This is a genomic window from Streptomyces tauricus, from assembly GCF_014650955.1.
Taxonomy (GTDB): Bacteria; Actinomycetota; Actinomycetes; order Streptomycetales; family Streptomycetaceae; genus Streptomyces; species Streptomyces tauricus.
On sequence record NZ_BMVY01000068.1, the window covers coordinates 1 to 16217 of the forward strand.

A 16217-nucleotide genomic window follows, 5' to 3' on the forward strand; every position below is an offset into this window, starting at 1 on the left:
ACAGCCAGATCCTCACACCACCCAAGCACCTGCACCCACAGAACTAACGAAAACCTCAGTAGTCGCTGATACCGATACCTAGCTATAGTAGCGAGTATGGCGAAGCAGACGAACATCAGACTGGACGACGCTGTCAGGGCGGCCGCCGAGGACCGGGCCAAGCGCCGCGGTCTGAGCCTGCAGGGATACGTTGCCGACTTGATCAAGGCCGATGTGGACCAGACACAGGCCGCTTTCATGGCCGGCGCTACGACGTTCCTGGCCGGGTACGCGGACGCGTTCGAGGCAGAGGTCGGTGAGGACCGGTACCCCGGTCTTCCGGACGGACTGGTGGAGAACGCGTCAAGGGACGCCGCGTGAATCTCCGTGTCGATCTCGCCTGGATTCTGGCCGTAGCGCAGCAGATCCCGGGCGATCCCCAGGTCGTCGACTACGGCGTACCAGTGGCAGCGGAAGCGCGTCACCGCGCGGAGGTCCTGGCCCATGAGGTCTATCCCGAACCACATCACAAAGCGGCGGCGCTGCTGTGCGAGCTGGCGAGGAACCCCAGCCTGGAGGTGAGGAATCTGCTGTTCGCCGCCACGGTGGCTGCGGCCTACCTCTCGGCGTGCGGCCTCGCGGTGAGCCCTGGTCTGAATACCGTTCTTCCCTTGGCGCGCGCGGCCCGGGATGGGCTCCCGGTGCGGGAGGTCGCCGCTGAGATCAAGACCTGGACGAGCTGATCCAACAGGCTCTTCCCACCGTGCCGTGCCGAGCAACGCAGCCAGCGGGATGGCCAGCCGCCCCACCGTCCACGAGCACTGCGGTCACGGACGCGGTCCGGCGCCGAAGAAGGAACGCTGCGGTATCACCCTTTGCGCGCGTTCAGCGGCACTCGTGCCGTTAAAGAGCGGTTCCAGCAGTCGGTGCAGCTGCTCGGCCTCATCGCGTGTCCGGCCGGGCACGTCACCTCGCTCGGCGACTAGCTGGCTGTAGATGGGAGTGTCCGAGAAACCAACGGGATGTGCATCCATTTCAGGCAGCTTACGTCTGTGCACTGACAGCGCACACACCTAGGCGCTGTTTCTCGGATCATGTGCGGAGCCAGGTCATGAGGGCCGCGAGAGTGACGGTTCCGAGGTAGATGTAGGCGCGTTTCTCGTAGCGTGTGGCGACGGCGCGGAAGCCCTTCAGCCGGTTGATGGCCCGCTCGACGGTGTTGCGCTTCTTGTAGCGTTCGCTGTCGAATCCAGTGGGCCGACCGCCGCGGGAACCTCGCCCCTGCCGGTGTCTTTTCTGGTCGAGACGTTCGGGGATGGTGTGCCGTATTCCGCGTCGTCGCAGGTAACAGCGGTTGCTGCGGGATGTGTAGGCCTTGTCGTCCAGGACATGGTCGGGCCGGGTGCGAGGTCGTCCGACTCCACGGCGGGGCACGGAAATCTGTCGCAGCACGTGCTCGAGTTGGGGGCCGTCACCGTAGTGTCCGGGTGTCAGGACGAAGGCGAGTGGCCGGCATCGTCCGTCGGCGACGAGATGGATTTTGGTGGTGAATCCGCCCCGATAACGTCCCAGGCATTCGCCGATCTGACCACCTCCTCCAGGCGGACAGCCAGTTTCCGCAGCACCGAATCGGCCTGGTTCGTCCATAGGGCGGCCCCCTTTTGAGGCATCGCAGGCGGCGGAGCCTTCCTTGCGCCGGCTGCGTGCTGGTGGGCCCGCACTGCTGTCGAGTCCACCGACACGTCCCAGTCGATCCCACCCGCAGTGTCCTCGGCGGCCTGAATGCGAGACAGCAACATCTTCCACGTTCCATCCGCCGACCAGCGGCGATGCCGTTTATAGACCGTCTCCCACGGGCCGAAACGCTCCGGCAGATCCCGCCACTGCACACCCGTCCGCACCCGGTACAACAGCCCGTTGATCACCCGACGGTGGTCACTCCACGGACCTCCGCGCGCACCACCGCGGGGTGAGAACGACTCCAGCCGATCCCACTCCGCATTCGTCAGATCCCCACGGCCCATACAGCCAGCCTGACCCCAACACCCGACTCACGTCAGGAGATCCGAGAAACAGTGCCTAAGCATCTGAGGTGGCAGCCCACCGGTTGACCGGTTGACCGTGCCCGGCATGAGGAACCTGAAGGACTTCACGGTCACCGCTCCGGGATGAGATCCGCGTCGTGTGCAGCGCGGACGGCGCTGGTTGCGGCAGGAATGTCAGGGTGGCTCTTCCACTGGCTGGCCATGGTCATGAGCGCGTCGAGGCAGCGACGAGCCTCGCTGATGTTGCCCGCCTGCACCGCGTTGGCGTACTCCTGGCTGAGCTCGTGGGCGTCGCGCCAGGACTGGACGTACGCGTCATGGCCCTCCGGGTGCTGTTCATCCCGGAGATCGTCCTGTCGGTCACGAACGAACTGGTAGACGCGTACGCCGGCCTGCAGATCCATCGTCTTCTCCTCATCGGCGCCGCGAGCGTTCCGTGCCTTGCCCATGCTCCTCCACGCTTCGCACCTTCAACTGCCACTGCGGCCGGTCGGCGGCCACACGGTCGCGCGGAGCCTGGCGAGTCACCTCCTGGCCGGTCGTGCGGCGCGGGCTCGTCGGGCGGCCCGGTATGCCTGGGCGGGATCGTCGGAGGCTCCGGGTGCGGGTCGCCACTCTCCGGTGCGCCAGTCTCCCTGATAGAGGGTGAAGGGGAACCAGCGGCCGTCGGGGCCCAGCCGGATCTGGATGCCGGCGGTCGCATCGGTCAGCGCGTCGCCATCGATGTCGAAGATGCCCAGGGTGGCGGCCTGCGACGCGCGAATAGCCTCTCGGGCTTGTTCCAGCGTACCGAGTGGGACCGGGGCGGCGGCGAGGGTGGCATGGGCGCCGGCTGGCCCGTCGTGGCGATAGCCGATCATCATGGCGCGCAGAGCGCTCTGGGTATGGCCGGTGGCGTCGGCGGCGGCCGGGAGCCGGTCGACGCCATCGGGGCTGGCGAGGATCCGCACCGTGTCGGCGAGGTCGTCGTGGGGTTGCGCTGGGCCTCCGGACAAGAGCGCGCGGGCGCGGGCGGCGGCGTCCTCGACCATCCACGTCAGGTCCTTGGCTAGAGGGCCGGGAATGGGCGGGGCGTCGAGCGTGGCGGTGATCGGGGTGACGGTGTCGAGGTGGAACTGGCTCTCCGCACCACCCGTATTTCGCTCGCGACGTCCGCCCTGGCGCATCTACGGTTTCAGCATGTCCGCTACAACAGCGCTGCCGCCAGCGATGGCCGAGGAACTCCTGCATCCCGTCCTTCCCGCTGCGTCCGTCGGGGAGATCGTTCTGCGTACTGGTGGGGAGCTGAGCACGATCTTCGAGGTCCGGTTCGTCGGGGCGGCCGAGCCGGTCGTCATCAAGATCTATGACGATCAATGGCGCTGGAAACAGGAAAAGGAGATCTACGTCTACCAGCTGCTTCAGCAGCACGGTGTCGGGCCGGTGCCAGCCGTGTTGCACCATGGGGACGCCGACAACGCGCTCGGGCGCTGCTACACGGTGATGACGATGCTCAGGGGCCAGCCGTTGTCCGCCGTCAGCCACTCCCTCGACAGGGCATCGCTGCGGGAGATCTACCGCCAGATCGGGGGCTGCATGGCTGCGGTCCACCAGATCCCGCAGGGCGCCTACGGATATCTCACCACACGGGTTTTGGATCCCGAGCCGACGAACACCGCCTATATGACAAGGCAGTTCCACAAGAAGCTCAGGGAGTACGCCGATCACGGGGGCGATGCGGCGCTCGCGACGGCCATCGAAGCGAAGGTCGCCCGGCAGGCTGACCTGCTCGGCGCGTGCCGGCATGCCGTGTTGTGCCACAACGACTTCCACGAGGGCAACGTCCTGGTCGCCGAGGAGGGCGGCGGATGGCAGGTCAGCGGCTTCATCGACGTGGAGAACGCGATCGCCGCGGATCCGCTGATGGACGTGGCCAAGACCGACTACTACTCCGTCCACGACGACCAGGACAAGCGCGAAGCGCTCTGCGACGGCTACGGCACGCTGCCCGCCGATTGGAGCGAACGGGTCGGCCTCTACCGCCTCTACCACGCTCTGGAGCTGTGGGACTGGTTCGCCTCCATCGGCAACACGGCGCCGTTGGAGAGCATCACCGACGACATCCGGCGGATGACGGCCTGATCTTGAGTACCGAATACAGGTGGTGAACCACCGGCACCTCGCCGAAGAAAACGACACCTTGCCGACGACCGCCCCACCTGAACACCCAACGGTGGGGCGTCGCCGTCAGAGTCCATGAGCATCGTGAACGTCGCCTTCGTCGGCATTTTCAACGCCGGGCACCAGACGGGGCTGCGGCCGTCGGGCGTGGGTGATGTCCGCGCAAGTCGCGGGACGAGCCGGACTGCACCACAGCACGCGGCCTTCGCCGTCGGTGACCACCATGGATTTGACGGCGTTCTGCTTGTTCTTGTCCGAGATGAACCTGTCCCGGTCCTTGCGCCCGACGGCGGGCCGCCGGACCCGGATCTCCGTGCCGTCGATGATGCCGGTCGTCCCACTCGTGCCGAGATACTCGACGACCTCGGCCAGAGTTCGCAGCCGCACGTCGAGGCTGACGGTGCTGCCTCGCTCGGCGAGCAGCGGGCGCACTTCACCGATGGCCCGGGTGATGGTGGAGCGGTCCACGCTGAACCAGCAGGCCAGCACGTCGTGGGTGGCGCTGTGACGAAGATGGACGAGAGTCGCCAGCAGCCGATCGACGAACACCAACTGGTGTTTCGGCCCGCCGCCCACGGCCCGCTTCCGTGGCCGGCAGGCCAGCTTGGCCTCGTGACGCTCATGCCACAACGGACCTACCTCGGCTACGAGTTCCACGATCACATCGCCCGTCAGGCCCGTGATGCGACGGTTGCTGATGATCACTGCACGAGTCCTGTTCTCCACCACCCGACCATGATCAACCATTACGGGCCGGACGTTTCACTGCTTGTCGTGCACCAGCTCGAAAGGGTTGTCCCGTAACTACTGGTCAAGGTCAGGTGATCTTGCTGTGGCTGGTGTGATCGCAGCGCCCGAGCCGTCCTGGATGACTCGCCGTCACGACAGCTTGGTTTGATAACCTGTGGCGATGGACGAGGCGTTGGATAAGGGGCCGTTCTTTCACGGCACAAAGGCTGAGCTGCGGGTCGGAGATCACCTCACCGCCGGTTTCCGTTCCAACTACCGGCCCGAAATCGTAATGAATCACATCTACTTCACCGCGTTGCGCGACGGCGCGGGACTCGCCGCCGAACTCGCCGCCGGCGACGGGGCCCCGCGAGTGTATGTCGTCGAACCGACCGGCGAGTTCGAGAACGATCCAAACGTCACCGACAAGAAGTTCCCTGGCAATCCCACCCGTTCCTATCGCAGCAGGGAACCGCTCCAGATCGTTGGCGAGGTCACCGACTGGACGCGGCAGACACCCGAAGCTCTCCAGATGTGGCGAGCCCGGCTGGCCGTAATCCGTCTAGATGACCGCGCCGAAATCATCAACTAAGGCCAATGCCGTGACTCTGTTGGTGATCTTGGGCGGTCAGGTGCTGGCGAATCCGGCTGTGTTGCACAGCGTTCGGAAGTGTGATGCCCGGCGGCCCGATGGGGTGGTGTCGTGCCAGTCGGCGAGACGGCTGAGGTTGCAGGCCATGTACCTTCCCCTTGATCGTGGACACCTGGAGACTGGGATCTTGAGGTTCCAGAGGAAGTAGCACCAGGTGGGAAGCAAGTACACGAAGCGGTACACCGAAGAGTTCAAACGGGATGCGATCGCGCTCGTCGACTCCACGGGCAAGACGGTCACCGCTGTCGCCCGGGAGCTGGGCATCAGCTCGGAGTCCCTGCGCGGCTGGTATCGCCAGGGCAAGGCTGATCGGGGCGAAGGCGCTCCGGGGGAGCTCACGAGCGCTGAGCGCGAGGAGCTCAAGCGGCTGCGTCGGCAGAACGCCGAGCAGGTCAAGACGATCGAGGTGCTGCGAAAAGCCGCGGTCTTCTTCGCGAAGGAGAGCGATCGGTGAACGAGACGTACGCGTTCATCGAGGCGGAGAAGACCACCCACGGCGTCGCTCTCCTGTGCCGCTTGTTGAAGGTGGCCCGCTCCTCCTTCTACGCCTGGCTCGCTGCGGCGAAAACTCGGACCGCCCGGCGCGCCGCCGATCAAGCCATGGTGCATGAAATCACCGTGATCCATGTCGGCTCGCGCCAGACCTATGGCGTCCCGCGCGTCCATGCTGAGCTGCGGCGTCTGGGACGGTGAGTGAACCGCAAACGGGTCGCCTGCCTCATGCGCGAGCACGGCATCCAGGGCGTCACCCGCCGCAGGCGCCGTTCGCTGACCCGGCCCGACAAGAAGGCCAGGCCGGCCCCGGACCTCATCGGCCGTGACTTCCACGCCGGTGCGCCTGGCACGAAGCTGGTCGGCGACATCACCGCGCTGCCGACCGCCGAGGGCTGGCTCTACCTCGCCTGCTGGCTGGATCTGGCCACGCGCGAGGTCGTCGGCTACTCGATGGCCGATCACCATCGCGCCGGCCTGGTCGTCGATGCGCTGAGGATGGCCGCGGGCCGCGGCCGTCTCCGGCCCGGCTGCATATCACATTCGGACCGTGGCAGCAAGTACACGAGCAGTCAATTCCGTCGCTCAATAGACGAGTTGGGCCTCCGGCAAAGCTGCGGCCGCACGGGATCCTGCTTCGACAATGCCGCTGCGGAGAGTTTCTGGGCCCTGCTCAAAGAAGAGATCGGCACCCGCGTCTGGCCCGACCGGGCCACCGCCCGAGCCCAGGTCTTCGACTTCACCGAGACGTTCTATAACCGCCGTCGGCTACGCAAGCACAAGGTCTTCGGCTACCTCACGCCAGCCGAGACCCGGCAACGCCACCAACACGACCTCGCGGCTGCAGCATAAAGATCGAGCGTCCAAGATCACGGGGAAGCTTCACCCGCGGCGTCACCCGCGCCACCACCACCGAAAAAGCCGGAGTCTCCCAGCCCTACCGGTTCGCCGGCGGCCACCAGGACCCCACCGGCATGTACCGCCTCGGTGCCCGCTACTACGACACCAACATCGGGCGCTTCACCCAGCCCGACCCCTCCAGCCAGGAAAAGAACCCCTACCTCTACGCCGAAGGCGACCCCGTCAACCGCATCGACCCCAACGGACTCTACTCCTGGTCAATAGGTGGAGAAATCTGTTTCGGATTGTGCATCGGGGGCGGATACGCGGAAAACGATAACGGCAGCGAAGGCGGCGGATTCTTCCGGGTAGGGCTCGGCAGCCCCGGAGGCGGCGTAAGCGTCGGCCTCAATAACGCCGAGATAGGAAAAGGCAACGACGGCTGGGGCTACGCCAACTGCAGCGCCGTGGTTCCCGAAGCCGAAGTCAACCTGGGCAAAAGCGGATTCAGCGGCGGCGGAGGATCCGGCCTGAACTTCCCCGGCTGCAACTGGCGCTCACGTCCAGTTCTAGTCGACAAGAGCGGCTGGGGGTCCCGTGTACTCGGGACCCCCAGCCTACCTGCTGAAAGGTGCGCACCATGGAGGGATGGCAAGCATCTAATTCATTTCTGATAGCATTCTTTGCCGCTTGGATATCCATCGGTGTTTTTATTTTTTCTAAAATTTGGTCTGCTCGCAGGAAGCGAAACGAGCAGAAGGGCAAGTGAACACGCTCCTTGTGCACGCCCCGCCGACTGACGCAGGGGCCTCACGAGAGGAATGTCACGTATGCAGGTATGGCTCGGACTCGCCTTGGCAATATTTGGAGCCTTTTTTGCCGCTGCAGCGAAAGGGCTGGAAAGAGGTAACTCGGCGGGATCCAAATTCTTGTTCGGGGAAAAGCCCAGCGAGAAGGGGTCGAATTTTCACCTTTGGGTGCTCCGCATCGGCGGATCCGTCTTCTGTATTTTCGGTATCCTGGTGGCCACTGGCGTTATAAAGCTAGCGGAAACGCGCTGAATTCGTTCTTCCTTTACTGCCCTCCGTCCATTGTGTGGAAACCGCCTTGGACGTCGGCGGCCAAGACAGAACTGTGGGGCACCGGCGATCCTGTTTGGGCAGCGCAACGCTGCGAAAACTTCGCTAACGACCAGGGCGCCGAAACACCTTTGGTCGCCGTCATCGCCAACTCCAGCTGGAGCCAGTTGGGCCAGGGCCTGCCCAACTGGCTGCCGTCCGACCTGACAACTCCCGTGAGCCCCCAGTCAGCACGCGGATGAGGGCTCACTCGATCGTGGAGCTGGTGGTGCGGGTAGTTCAGGCGCGAGCGTGCCGTAAACCGACGCATAGGTCTTCGTTGGGGGCATGGGCAGGGCCGCCTCTTGGTGGGAAGCTGAGGAGGGTACCCGCGATGGCACATGGGGGATTCATGTTGATTCGGCAGCGAGCGGTGACCAGGTGCGGGATTGCCGTCGCGGCGACCGCGCTGTGCTGGGGTGCTGTCGCGTGCGGAGGCACTGCAGCTCCCCCTGGAGAGACCGGCCCTGGTCCTGAAAGCGGCGGCAACAGCGGGTCTTCTACCTTCACTGATTCGACAGCAACCAACGGCAGTTCTGGCGGAGGCGACAGCGTGTCTCCGCCTTCTCCTCCGCCAACCGACACCTTCTCAACCGACCAGCCTCCGATTGTGACCGGGTCGCCAGAACCGCCTTCTCCCTCGTGCAGTGACCTGTCCGATCCGACCGCCTCCATGCCGTGTCCCCCCTCACCGGATGGCTCCGGACTGCTGCCTGAACCAGATGCGTCCTGAGGCCGCAGCCGATGATCTCCACAGGGACACCGGCCCCCGCGGGCGGCTCTTCGGAGCCATCGTCCCGCAGCCGACGCCGTGCGGTGCGGCAGAGAACGGTGCGACGGGCCGCACGCCCTACAGCACCCCGCAGAGTGCGTCGTGGGGCCCGCAGACTCTCCGGGTCAAGTCCCCGGGCGCCGGTGGCCGTGTGGGGGGGCAGTCCAGTTGAGCTGGCTAACTCGGCTTTCGGCGCCGGCTCGTTCATCGTGGCACTGATGCTCTTCGCCGGCTTCGTCCACAGCAGTGTCTACTACGGATATTTCCACCTGGAGAGCTCCGCCATCGGCTTCGACTCCGTCGAGCTGGCGCTGCGCAGCCTGCGACTGGTCACATTTCCCGTCCTCATCACCCTGGCCCTAGCGGTTGTACTGCCCCGCCTTCCCGAGCTGCTTCCCACGCTCGCTGTCCCCGCCCACCTCATTCATCGCATCCTTCGCGCCGGACGGGCGGTAGCACGGGCGTATCTCGCCTTCGTCGCCGCCGGCATCGTTCTGATGTTGCTGTGGCGCTACATCCATCCCTTCGTCTGGACCGCTCCTCTGCTCGTGGCGTGCGGGCTGGCCCTTGGGCAGACCAGCGCCGCAGCGCCCGAACCGACCAGACGCGGTCGTCCGTGGACACGCGCGCTGCCAGTGGCCGGAGCGGCGCTGTTCCTGATGTGGGTGGTGGCCCTGGCAGCCGGTCAGCTCGGCCGTCAGGACGCGGAGCGGGACGCTGAACGGATCGAGCAGCGCGTCGCCGTCCTCATCCACAGCACCGAGCGGCTGAGTATCACCGGACCTGCCGGACTGAAAGCGGAAGACCTGGGCGAAGGCCTTCACTACCGGTACCGCTACAGCGGCCTGCGGCTGTTGGTCGAGCGCGATCACCGCTACTACCTGCTGCCGCTGGGCTGGAACCACAAAACGGATCCCACCTACGTCATCGACGACGACGAAAGCATCCGGGTCGAACTGCGCCCCGGGACCCAGCCACGCCGATGACCAAGTCCCGTCACCAGACGCACCCACGCCTCACACAGGGGCTAGGCCATTTCGTTTGGATCAGTCGGTCGTTGGTCCGGGTGTGCCGTTGACTGATGCGCAGTGGGCGCGGATTGAGCCGTTGCTTCCGGACCGGACGCCGAAGCGGGGTGGCCGCTGGCAGAACCATCGTGAGGTGATTGACGCGATCGCCTTCAAGTTCCAGACCGGCACCCAGTGGGTGCACCTGCCGGAGAAGTACGGCAGCTGGCGGGGCGTCTACAACCGGCTGCGAATGTGGGCCGTCGACGGCACCTGGGAGCGGGTGTTCACCGCCCTGGTCGCACAGGCAGACGCTGACGAAGACCTCAACTGGGCCGTCTCGGTCGACTCGACCATCGTGCGCGCACACCAGCACGCGGCCGGAGCCCGCAAAAAGGGGCCCCGGCCGGCGAGCCGGACCACCACGCCATCGGCCGGTCCCGCGGCGGACTGACCACGAAGATCCACCTCGCGGCCGACGGCCGGTGCCGACCACGCGCGTTCGCCCTCACCGCAGGTCAGGCCGGCGACGCACCCGCCTTCACGGACGTCATGGCCCGCCTGCGCGTTCCCCGCCCTCTTGGGCGGCCCCGCACCAGGCCGGACCTGGTCCTGGCCGACAAGGCCTATTCCTCCCGCGCGATCCGCGACCACCTGCGCAGACGCGGCATCCGCGCGGTGATCCCGGAACGCGCTGACCAGCAGGCCAACCGGCGGCAGCGCGGACAGGTGGGCGGCAGACCGCCGGCCTTCGACCGCGAGGCATACAAGCAGCGCAACACCGTCGAGCGGTGCATCAAGCGCCTGAAGCAATGGCGCGGCATCGCCACCCGCTACGAGAAGACCGCGACCATCTACCTCGCTGGACTACACATCGCGGGCATCTTCCTCTGGTCCGCCCGCTGATCCAAACGAAACCGCCTAGACGATGCTGCGGGCGCCCCGAGGCCATCCGAATCTTCCGCTCAGGGTGAGACGAGAAGCGGCTGGACGCTGTGGCAGTCCGGCGCCTGGTCGTCGTACAGGGACCGGCCGTAGGTCGGGCGCAGCTCCGCGAGTACCTCGATGAGGACGTCTTCCGTGTCGAGGCCTACGTCGGTGTAACCGCGGCCGCAGGGGCACGGGGCGATCAGCGTCAACGTCGCTGGCCCCGCCTGCTGGGGGGCCGACGGCGAAGTCCGCACCCTGACATATGTCAGGGACGCGACGTCCCTGACGCCATCTATCGTTCGAGGCGTCATCACGTCGAAGCCGTAGTCGCCCGGGCTGCCGATGTCGGTGCGCAGGGCCAGGGCGAGGTATTGCTGCCCGAACCGGATCTGGGTGATGCGGGCCTACCAGTCCTCAACAGGGCAGGGGCGAGGTTTCAGTCCAGACGGAAGAGCATCACCCCTGCCACCGAGCCGAGCCGAGGATGGACCCAAACCCGGCCGGCGACCAACCGGCACCGCACTTCCAATGACTCGTGGGGGACCAATGTTTAAGAAGATCATGCAGACGGCAGCGGCGTTGGCGCTTGCCGCCGGCGCTGTCACCGGTGCCGCTGCGACCGCACAGGCCAGCGAACAGACGAGCCACAGGGAGAGCGCGAGCGTCCAGAGCCTGCAGTGGCAGGGGCCGTTCGGCACTCACTCATCCTGCTTGACCGTTCAGAACGAGTTCCAGCGCTACTACGACATCACCATCGCGTGCAAGTACTTCGCTTCCTCCGGCTACTACTTCGAATACGACAACGGCAACTGAGCGGCGCCCGCACGGTGATGCGGTAGCTCTGTGGGGCAGGGCTGCGTCAGCCTGCCCCGCACACGATGTCGGCATAGCGAAGGTCCCAGCAGGCGGGCACTACGGCAAAGAGCCGACCCGCGGGGAGCTATCAGCACGTAGACCAGGGAGAAGACATGCACAGCATTCGGCGGATCTTCAGCGTGGGGGCGGCCGCGATCGTGCTCGGGGCAGGGCTCGTGGCCGGCTCTTCCGGTGCGGCTCAGGCGGCGCCGTCGGACTGCGCCGGAGGTGCGAAAGGTTTCACCGACATCCCGGACAGTCTCAGCGGTCGCGGGGTGGCGGGGGCGGGAGCAGTTGTAGCCAACTTCGGCGGCAGCCCGTGGGCGGTCGCCTCGTACGAGATGCACACCGGCAACGTCGGCGGCACATCAATGGGGTGGGGCGTCTTGAGCACCAGCTCCAGTATTTGGGGCGCTGGTGCCATCGGACGGGTCTGGATGGATGTCACCAACGACAACAAGATTTCGTGGATCCAGTGCGGTCCGTTCGATACGCGCGCGAGCGGCGCAAGGATCACGACCCCGGCCTACCCGACCAGCAGCTCGGCAAGTCGGGCCTTCCGTGTCTGCGCGCAGGTGACCAGTGCCTCCCCCATCAGCGACATCGCCTGCACCCCCTGGTGGTAGACCCCTTCATCCTCCATTCCGGACACCACGGCCCTGCAACTGCCTGCTGCGGCATGCCGCCCGGCCGGCCGTAAAAGGCATCCGTCCACGAACTGGACAGACCAGCTCCCCTCACCTCAAGAAGATGCAGGCTGGACTTTCCGTCGGCGCGGGCGATCTCGCTGCCGGGCAAACGATGACCGGCACGAAACTCGCGGACCTGGTGGTCGAGTCCGCCCGCACCGCGCTGGCCGACGCCACCACCAACGACGACTGGCGCGGCAGTACCACGCTCGGAAACCATCTGCGCCGGCACGTCCTGCCGACGGTCATCAGCCGGGTGCTGGCCGACACGCACGAAGGAGCACGCAACGAGGCTCTCCGCGCGGTCGCCCACACCCACCGTCTTGACTAAGCTTGACTCTGTCGGGGATCTTGGTGTGGTCGAGGTCAAGTGCCGAGGGTCCGCCAGGATGTTGGCCGGGGGATCTTGTGCTGATCGAGGTAGTCCTGGAGGGCGGTCGGCCGGCGGGGAGGGGGTGCCTGTTCGGTCGGCGGTAGCCTGCTGAGGCGCTCGATGTTGACGGCGATGGCAGTCAGGACGTGTTGGACGTGGGCTTTGTTCTGCCCTCGATAGCGGCAGCGGCGCATGCCGTGGCCGTGGGCGAACTCGTTGACCGTGCCCTCCACCCCTGAGCGCACCGCGTAGCGGGTCTTCCATTCGGGAGTCTGTTGCTCGGTGCGAAGACGTAGTTGCAGATCACTGAGTTCTCGTGGAGGGAAGCCCACGGTTCGGGTGCCTTCTGTGGAGTGGGTGCATTGAGTGCGGACCGGGCAGGGATGGCACTGGCTCCTGGTGAACCTGGCCACGATCAGCGGGGCCGCGGTAGGCGAAGACGTCGGGTATGGGCCGTGCCAGCCCCGGCTGACGTGGCCTTGGGGGCAGGTCACCTGCTGGCGGTCGAAGTCGATGTGGAAGCTGTCCCGGCCGAAGCCTTCGTTCTTGCGGTGTTGGCGGGTGGGGTTGGCCGGCAGTGGTCCGGTGACGGTGACCTGGTGTTCGCGGGCGGCCTGTTCCAGGTGGGGCAGGGAGGTGTAGCCGCTGTCGACCAGGTGTTCGCCGGGCAGCAGTCCGCGGCGGTGCAGGCGGGTATGGATGCCGGGCAGAACCTTGCTGTCGTGGGTGGTGGCCGCGGTGGTGGCCACATCCGTGATCACGTTGGGGCCGTCAGGGGCGCAGGTCTCGGTCAGGTGGGCGGAGAACCCTTTCCAGCTGATGATGTGTCCGTGCCGTGCGTAGCGGGCCGAGGTGTCGTAGGGAGAGACGATCGCCCGGGACGAGGGCGGCAGCCCGGGCCCGTCTTCTTTCTCGGCGGTGCGCCAGCTCAGGCGGCCTTGCGCATCGCGGTGGTAGTTCTGCACCACGATCTGGCGCAGGGCCTGGACGCGGGGGCCACATGTGCGGTGCGCTCCGTGCCGATAGAGGTGTTCCAGGAGCCGGACTGCGTCGTTTCCGGTGGCGAGGATCCGGGTCTTGGGCTTGGTGGGGTTCTTGCCCAGGCGGACCGGCCGGCCGTAGCGACGTGCCCAGTCCTCATCGACCAGCTCGTCCAGCAGGTGCCCGGCGATGCCGGCGACTTCCTCCAGTGCGGCGCGGACCGCCTCGGTGATCAGCTCCAGGCGGGTCACGTCACGCAACGCAGCCAGGACATGGGTGGAGTCGGTGCGCTGGGTGGTGCGCTCGCGCACCAGGCCGGCCTCCTTGAGGCGGGCCAGCGCGAGGTCGAGGAGACGGTCAGGACGGTCTCCTTCGGCGAGACGGTCGCGGAAGTCGGCCAGCACACTGTGATGGAACCCGGGGTCATCCAGCTCCATGGCCATCGCGTACTTGAAGTCGATGCGGCAGCGGACCGCCTCGGCGGCCTGCCGGTCCGACAGGCCGAGCAGGAACTGCAGCACACAGACGGTGGCCAGTTGAGCGGGCGAGAGACCCGGACGACCGTCCCGCGGGTACCAGTCGGCGAAGTCCTCGTCGTGCCACAGCCCGTCCAGCCGGTCTCTCACCCATATCGCCGTCGTGCCGCTCGGGTTGCTAGCCCGCGCGACCTGCGCAGTCAGAGACGGGACCTGCTCACCAGAACGTGGGCGGAGGGACAAGGAGCACCTCGACAGCTGCATCGGTCATCGGAACTACCCGAGCATGCCCGTTGACCATGCTGCCGCACTGTGAAACTCCAAGATCCCCGACAGACTCCACGGCCCATGTCTCCAGCCTGCCCCAACAGCCGTGCCAGGTCAGGAGATCCAAGAAACAGCGCCTAGAGCTCACAGAATGACCAGCTTCCTGACCCACCGGGCGCGCGTGCACGACACCCGGCTCCCTCTCCACCGGCGGCACAGCGCGCTGCGCACGTGCCTCACCGTTTTCGCTCCTTACGGCCTGCGGGCGACATACCACCACCTCACGCTCAGCGCCGCGATCCCCCGACAGTTGGAGGCGGACCCGGACGCGCTGGCGCGGGCGGTGGAGGAACTGCACGAGGCGCGGGTGCTGTGGCTCGTGCGGGCAGAGGAGTACGCCGTGCAGCGTCGGGTGGAGAAGCAGGCCGGGCGGCGGGCTGTACCGAACCCTCGGCCGTGGTGGCTGCGGAGCTGGTGGGAGAGCCCGGAACGTGCATGGTTCGAAGACCCGTTTCGCCACCCGTCGCTGTGACTGTCCGAGTACGTCCGGCGACAGAATGCGCTTCTGGACGGCGCCGATCTGCCCGACTGCCCGGCTTGCGGGGACGAGGGACCGCGGGTCGCGGCCGGCGATATCCAGCACGTCGCGCAGCATCACGCGGGCATGCGGTCTTCCCCGCGGAGCGCCGGCGCGTCGGTTCTGCGGTCGGCGGGACGACCTGGTGTCGTCTTCGAACCGTCCGGGAACTCCGGAACGCCGGCGGCCGTGGTGGCCGGCGGCGTTCCGGAGGGCTGGGGTCAGGTCTGGTCGGTGAGCGTGGCGTTCACCAGCGGGCCGATGACCCCGAGGGCTTCGGGCGTCATCAGGTGCAGGTGCTCGAAGTCGACGACCTGGTAGCGGGGTTGCCTGGCGAGGTAGGGCGCCCAGTCCTGCGCACCGACCGTGCCGGCCGGGCCGGCTGCCAGGGTGCGGCTGGAGGCGATCAGGGTGGTGCGGCCGTGGAAGACGCCGGCGCTGTGCCGACCGGCCAGTGCCAGGTGGCCCGCCATGATCTCGGCGAGGTTGCCCACCTGTTCACGGGTCAGTTCGGCCAGCGGCGCGGCGTGGGAGCGCAGGGCGGCGATGAAGCCCTCGAACTCCAGCATCGAGTCGTCGATCTCGTCGCGGTCGAGGCCGAGCATGCCGAGGATGTCGAGGTACACGCTCTCCTGGCGGTGCCCGGCCGGGTTCGGGCTCGCGTCGATGATGGTCAGCGACAGCACCTCCACGCCGAGTGATTCCAGCCGAACGGCGGTGGCGTGGGCCAATTTTCCGCCGAAGGACCAGCCGAGGAGGTGGACCGGGCCGCTGTGGGTGCGGACGATCCGCTCCGCGTAGACCTCGGCCATGTGCTCCAGGGTGGTGTAGCCGGCCGGGGTGGTGGCGACCCCTTCCGCCTGGAGGGCGAACACCGGGGCCGCTTGGTCGAGGTGCGGCAGCAGACCGACGTACGGCCAGCCGAGGCCGCCCAGTGGGTGGACGCAGAACAGCGGGGCGGCATCCCCCTGCCCGCGCAGGGGCAGCACCGGGGCGTAGGCGTCGCGGCCGGCGGCGCCGTCGAGGCGGGCGGTGATGCCTGCCACGGTGGGTGTCTCGAACAGCACGCGCACCGGCACGTCGATGCCGAGGACCGACCGGATGCGGCCGGTCAGGCGGGTCGCCAGCAGCGAGTGGCCGCCGAGTTCGAAGAAGCTGTCGTCGACGGTCACCTTCTCGGTCCCCAGCACCTCGGCGAACACCGCGCACAGGGCCCGCTCGCGCTCGTCGCGGGGCGCGCGGCCGCCGCGGTCGGCCGGGCGGCCGGGGGCGGGC

22 protein-coding genes are annotated in these 16217 nt (G+C 66.8%); 15 read left to right on the forward strand and 7 right to left on the reverse strand.

The features are described 5' to 3' along the window. Positions 1-96 precede the first annotated feature (96 nt). Together IE278_RS40850 and IE278_RS40855 are read left to right on the forward strand one after the other, a co-directional pair. On the forward strand, positions 97-360 hold the full coding sequence (locus IE278_RS40850) for a hypothetical protein (protein ID WP_189780096.1): 264 nt from the start codon (positions 97-99) through the stop codon (positions 358-360). After that, complete coding sequence (locus IE278_RS40855) at positions 357-722, forward strand: hypothetical protein (protein WP_189780097.1); 366 nt, start codon at positions 357-359, stop codon at positions 720-722. Before IE278_RS40850 ends, IE278_RS40855 begins: the two co-directional genes overlap by 4 nt. A 349-nt stretch (positions 723-1071) precedes the next feature. Here IE278_RS40855 and IE278_RS40860 read toward each other — a convergent pair. The 3 genes from IE278_RS40860 to IE278_RS40870 form a co-directional block, all read right to left on the reverse strand. After that, positions 1072-2003, reverse strand: a protein-coding gene (locus tag IE278_RS40860) for an IS5 family transposase (protein ID WP_373312241.1) whose coding sequence is annotated in 2 segments (ribosomal slippage) — positions 1072-1635 and positions 1638-2003 — 930 coding nt in all. Because the reading frame shifts where the segments join, the coding sequence is not laid out codon by codon here. Between the two features lie 131 nt (positions 2004-2134). Then, positions 2135-2473 carry a hypothetical protein gene (locus tag IE278_RS40865; RefSeq protein WP_189780098.1) on the reverse strand — a complete coding sequence of 113 codons (339 nt, stop codon included), beginning with the start codon at positions 2471-2473 and terminating at the stop codon, positions 2135-2137. A 75-nt stretch (positions 2474-2548) separates the two neighbouring features. After that, on the reverse strand, positions 2549-3190 hold the full coding sequence (locus IE278_RS40870; protein ID WP_189780099.1) for a hypothetical protein: 642 nt from the start codon (positions 3188-3190) through the stop codon (positions 2549-2551). A 13-nt stretch (positions 3191-3203) separates the two neighbouring features. On the opposite strand from IE278_RS40870, the gene IE278_RS40875 reads away from it, so the two are divergent. Further along, positions 3204-4145 (forward strand): phosphotransferase family protein, encoded by a 942-nt coding sequence (locus tag IE278_RS40875; protein WP_213089789.1) that lies wholly within the window; start codon positions 3204-3206, stop codon positions 4143-4145. A 105-nt stretch (positions 4146-4250) separates the two neighbouring features. Here IE278_RS40875 and IE278_RS40880 read toward each other — a convergent pair whose 3' ends face one another. Beyond that, on the reverse strand, positions 4251-4889 hold the full coding sequence (locus IE278_RS40880) for a transposase family protein (RefSeq protein WP_246571742.1): 639 nt from the start codon (positions 4887-4889) through the stop codon (positions 4251-4253). 205 nt (positions 4890-5094) lie between these two features. On the opposite strand from IE278_RS40880, the gene arr reads away from it, so the two are divergent. The 8 genes from arr (at position 5095) to IE278_RS40920 (ending at position 10700) form a co-directional block, all read left to right on the forward strand. Beyond that, positions 5095-5505 (forward strand): NAD(+)--rifampin ADP-ribosyltransferase, encoded by a 411-nt coding sequence (arr, locus tag IE278_RS40885; protein WP_189780100.1) that lies wholly within the window; start codon positions 5095-5097, stop codon positions 5503-5505. A gap of 214 nt (positions 5506-5719) precedes the next feature. Continuing rightward, positions 5720-6019 carry a transposase gene (locus tag IE278_RS40890; RefSeq protein ID WP_189780101.1) on the forward strand — a complete coding sequence of 100 codons (300 nt, stop codon included), beginning with the start codon at positions 5720-5722 and terminating at the stop codon, positions 6017-6019. Next, entirely contained in the window at positions 6016-6258 is a 243-nt protein-coding gene (locus IE278_RS40895) for an IS3 family transposase (RefSeq protein ID WP_189780102.1), read from the forward strand. Before IE278_RS40890 ends, IE278_RS40895 begins: the two co-directional genes overlap by 4 nt. Beyond that, positions 6259-6909 (forward strand): IS3 family transposase, encoded by a 651-nt coding sequence (locus tag IE278_RS40900; protein WP_189780103.1) that lies wholly within the window; start codon positions 6259-6261, stop codon positions 6907-6909. A gap of 122 nt (positions 6910-7031) precedes the next feature. Continuing rightward, entirely contained in the window at positions 7032-7571 is a 540-nt protein-coding gene (locus IE278_RS43390; RefSeq protein WP_373312242.1) for an RHS repeat-associated core domain-containing protein, read from the forward strand. Between the two features lie 156 nt (positions 7572-7727). Next, complete coding sequence (locus IE278_RS40910) at positions 7728-7958, forward strand: hypothetical protein (protein ID WP_189780104.1); 231 nt, start codon at positions 7728-7730, stop codon at positions 7956-7958. Between the two features lie 1047 nt (positions 7959-9005). Then, positions 9006-9773, forward strand: coding sequence for a hypothetical protein (locus tag IE278_RS40915; protein ID WP_246571744.1), 768 nt, complete (start codon positions 9006-9008; stop codon positions 9771-9773). Between the two features lie 55 nt (positions 9774-9828). Further along, a protein-coding gene (locus IE278_RS40920; protein WP_373312243.1) for an IS5 family transposase occupies positions 9829-10700 on the forward strand; the annotation gives its coding sequence in 2 pieces (ribosomal slippage) (positions 9829-10212 and positions 10215-10700; 870 coding nt in all). A 59-nt stretch (positions 10701-10759) separates the two neighbouring features. Here the strand turns inward: IE278_RS40920 and IE278_RS40925 are convergent. After that, complete coding sequence (locus IE278_RS40925; protein WP_189780106.1) at positions 10760-10933, reverse strand: hypothetical protein; 174 nt, start codon at positions 10931-10933, stop codon at positions 10760-10762. 337 nt (positions 10934-11270) lie between these two features. Between IE278_RS40925 and IE278_RS40930 the strand changes: the two genes are divergently transcribed. The 3 genes from IE278_RS40930 to IE278_RS40940 all read left to right on the forward strand — a co-directional run bounded on the left by IE278_RS40930 (position 11271) and on the right by IE278_RS40940 (position 12599). After that, complete coding sequence (locus tag IE278_RS40930; protein ID WP_189780107.1) at positions 11271-11537, forward strand: hypothetical protein; 267 nt, start codon at positions 11271-11273, stop codon at positions 11535-11537. Positions 11538-11692: 155 nt separating this feature from the next. Beyond that, entirely contained in the window at positions 11693-12205 is a 513-nt protein-coding gene (locus IE278_RS40935) for a hypothetical protein (protein ID WP_189780108.1), read from the forward strand. 124 nt (positions 12206-12329) lie between these two features. Next, positions 12330-12599, forward strand: coding sequence for a hypothetical protein (locus IE278_RS40940; protein ID WP_189780109.1), 270 nt, complete (start codon positions 12330-12332; stop codon positions 12597-12599). 35 nt (positions 12600-12634) lie between these two features. On the opposite strand, the gene IE278_RS40945 is transcribed toward IE278_RS40940, so the two are convergent. Then, on the reverse strand, positions 12635-14362 hold the full coding sequence (locus IE278_RS40945) for an IS1182 family transposase (protein WP_189780110.1): 1728 nt from the start codon (positions 14360-14362) through the stop codon (positions 12635-12637). Between the two features lie 154 nt (positions 14363-14516). On the opposite strand from IE278_RS40945, the gene IE278_RS40950 reads away from it, so the two are divergent. Beyond that, positions 14517-14897: a hypothetical protein gene (locus tag IE278_RS40950; RefSeq protein ID WP_246571747.1), complete on the forward strand. Its 381-nt coding sequence runs from the start codon at positions 14517-14519 to the stop codon at positions 14895-14897. Between the two features lie 266 nt (positions 14898-15163). Here the strand turns inward: IE278_RS40950 and IE278_RS40955 are convergent. After that, positions 15164-16217: thioesterase domain-containing protein (locus tag IE278_RS40955; protein WP_246571751.1), on the reverse strand; the 1054-nt coding region annotated here is incomplete at its 5' end.

What these genes read in the sequence shown, in the direction of transcription:
- IE278_RS40850 (WP_189780096.1), top strand. Translation starts at nt 97, where the DNA reads ATGGCGAAGCAGACGAACATCAGACTGGACGACGCTGTCAGGGCGGCC.
- IE278_RS40865 (WP_189780098.1), bottom strand. Translation starts at nt 2,473, where the DNA reads ATGGGCAAGGCACGGAACGCTCGCGGCGCCGATGAGGAGAAGACGATG.
- IE278_RS40870 (WP_189780099.1), bottom strand. Translation starts at nt 3,190, where the DNA reads ATGCGCCAGGGCGGACGTCGCGAGCGAAATACGGGTGGTGCGGAGAGC.
- IE278_RS40875 (WP_213089789.1), top strand. Translation starts at nt 3,204, where the DNA reads ATGTCCGCTACAACAGCGCTGCCGCCAGCGATGGCCGAGGAACTCCTG.
- arr (WP_189780100.1), top strand. Translation starts at nt 5,095, where the DNA reads ATGGACGAGGCGTTGGATAAGGGGCCGTTCTTTCACGGCACAAAGGCT.
- IE278_RS43390 (WP_373312242.1), top strand. Translation starts at nt 7,032, where the DNA reads ATGTACCGCCTCGGTGCCCGCTACTACGACACCAACATCGGGCGCTTC.
- IE278_RS40910 (WP_189780104.1), top strand. Translation starts at nt 7,728, where the DNA reads ATGCAGGTATGGCTCGGACTCGCCTTGGCAATATTTGGAGCCTTTTTT.
- IE278_RS40915 (WP_246571744.1), top strand. Translation starts at nt 9,006, where the DNA reads ATGCTCTTCGCCGGCTTCGTCCACAGCAGTGTCTACTACGGATATTTC.
- IE278_RS40930 (WP_189780107.1), top strand. Translation starts at nt 11,271, where the DNA reads ATGTTTAAGAAGATCATGCAGACGGCAGCGGCGTTGGCGCTTGCCGCC.
- IE278_RS40935 (WP_189780108.1), top strand. Translation starts at nt 11,693, where the DNA reads ATGCACAGCATTCGGCGGATCTTCAGCGTGGGGGCGGCCGCGATCGTG.
- IE278_RS40940 (WP_189780109.1), top strand. Translation starts at nt 12,330, where the DNA reads ATGCAGGCTGGACTTTCCGTCGGCGCGGGCGATCTCGCTGCCGGGCAA.
- IE278_RS40945 (WP_189780110.1), bottom strand. Translation starts at nt 14,362, where the DNA reads ATGCAGCTGTCGAGGTGCTCCTTGTCCCTCCGCCCACGTTCTGGTGAG.
- IE278_RS40950 (WP_246571747.1), top strand. Translation starts at nt 14,517, where the DNA reads ATGACCAGCTTCCTGACCCACCGGGCGCGCGTGCACGACACCCGGCTC.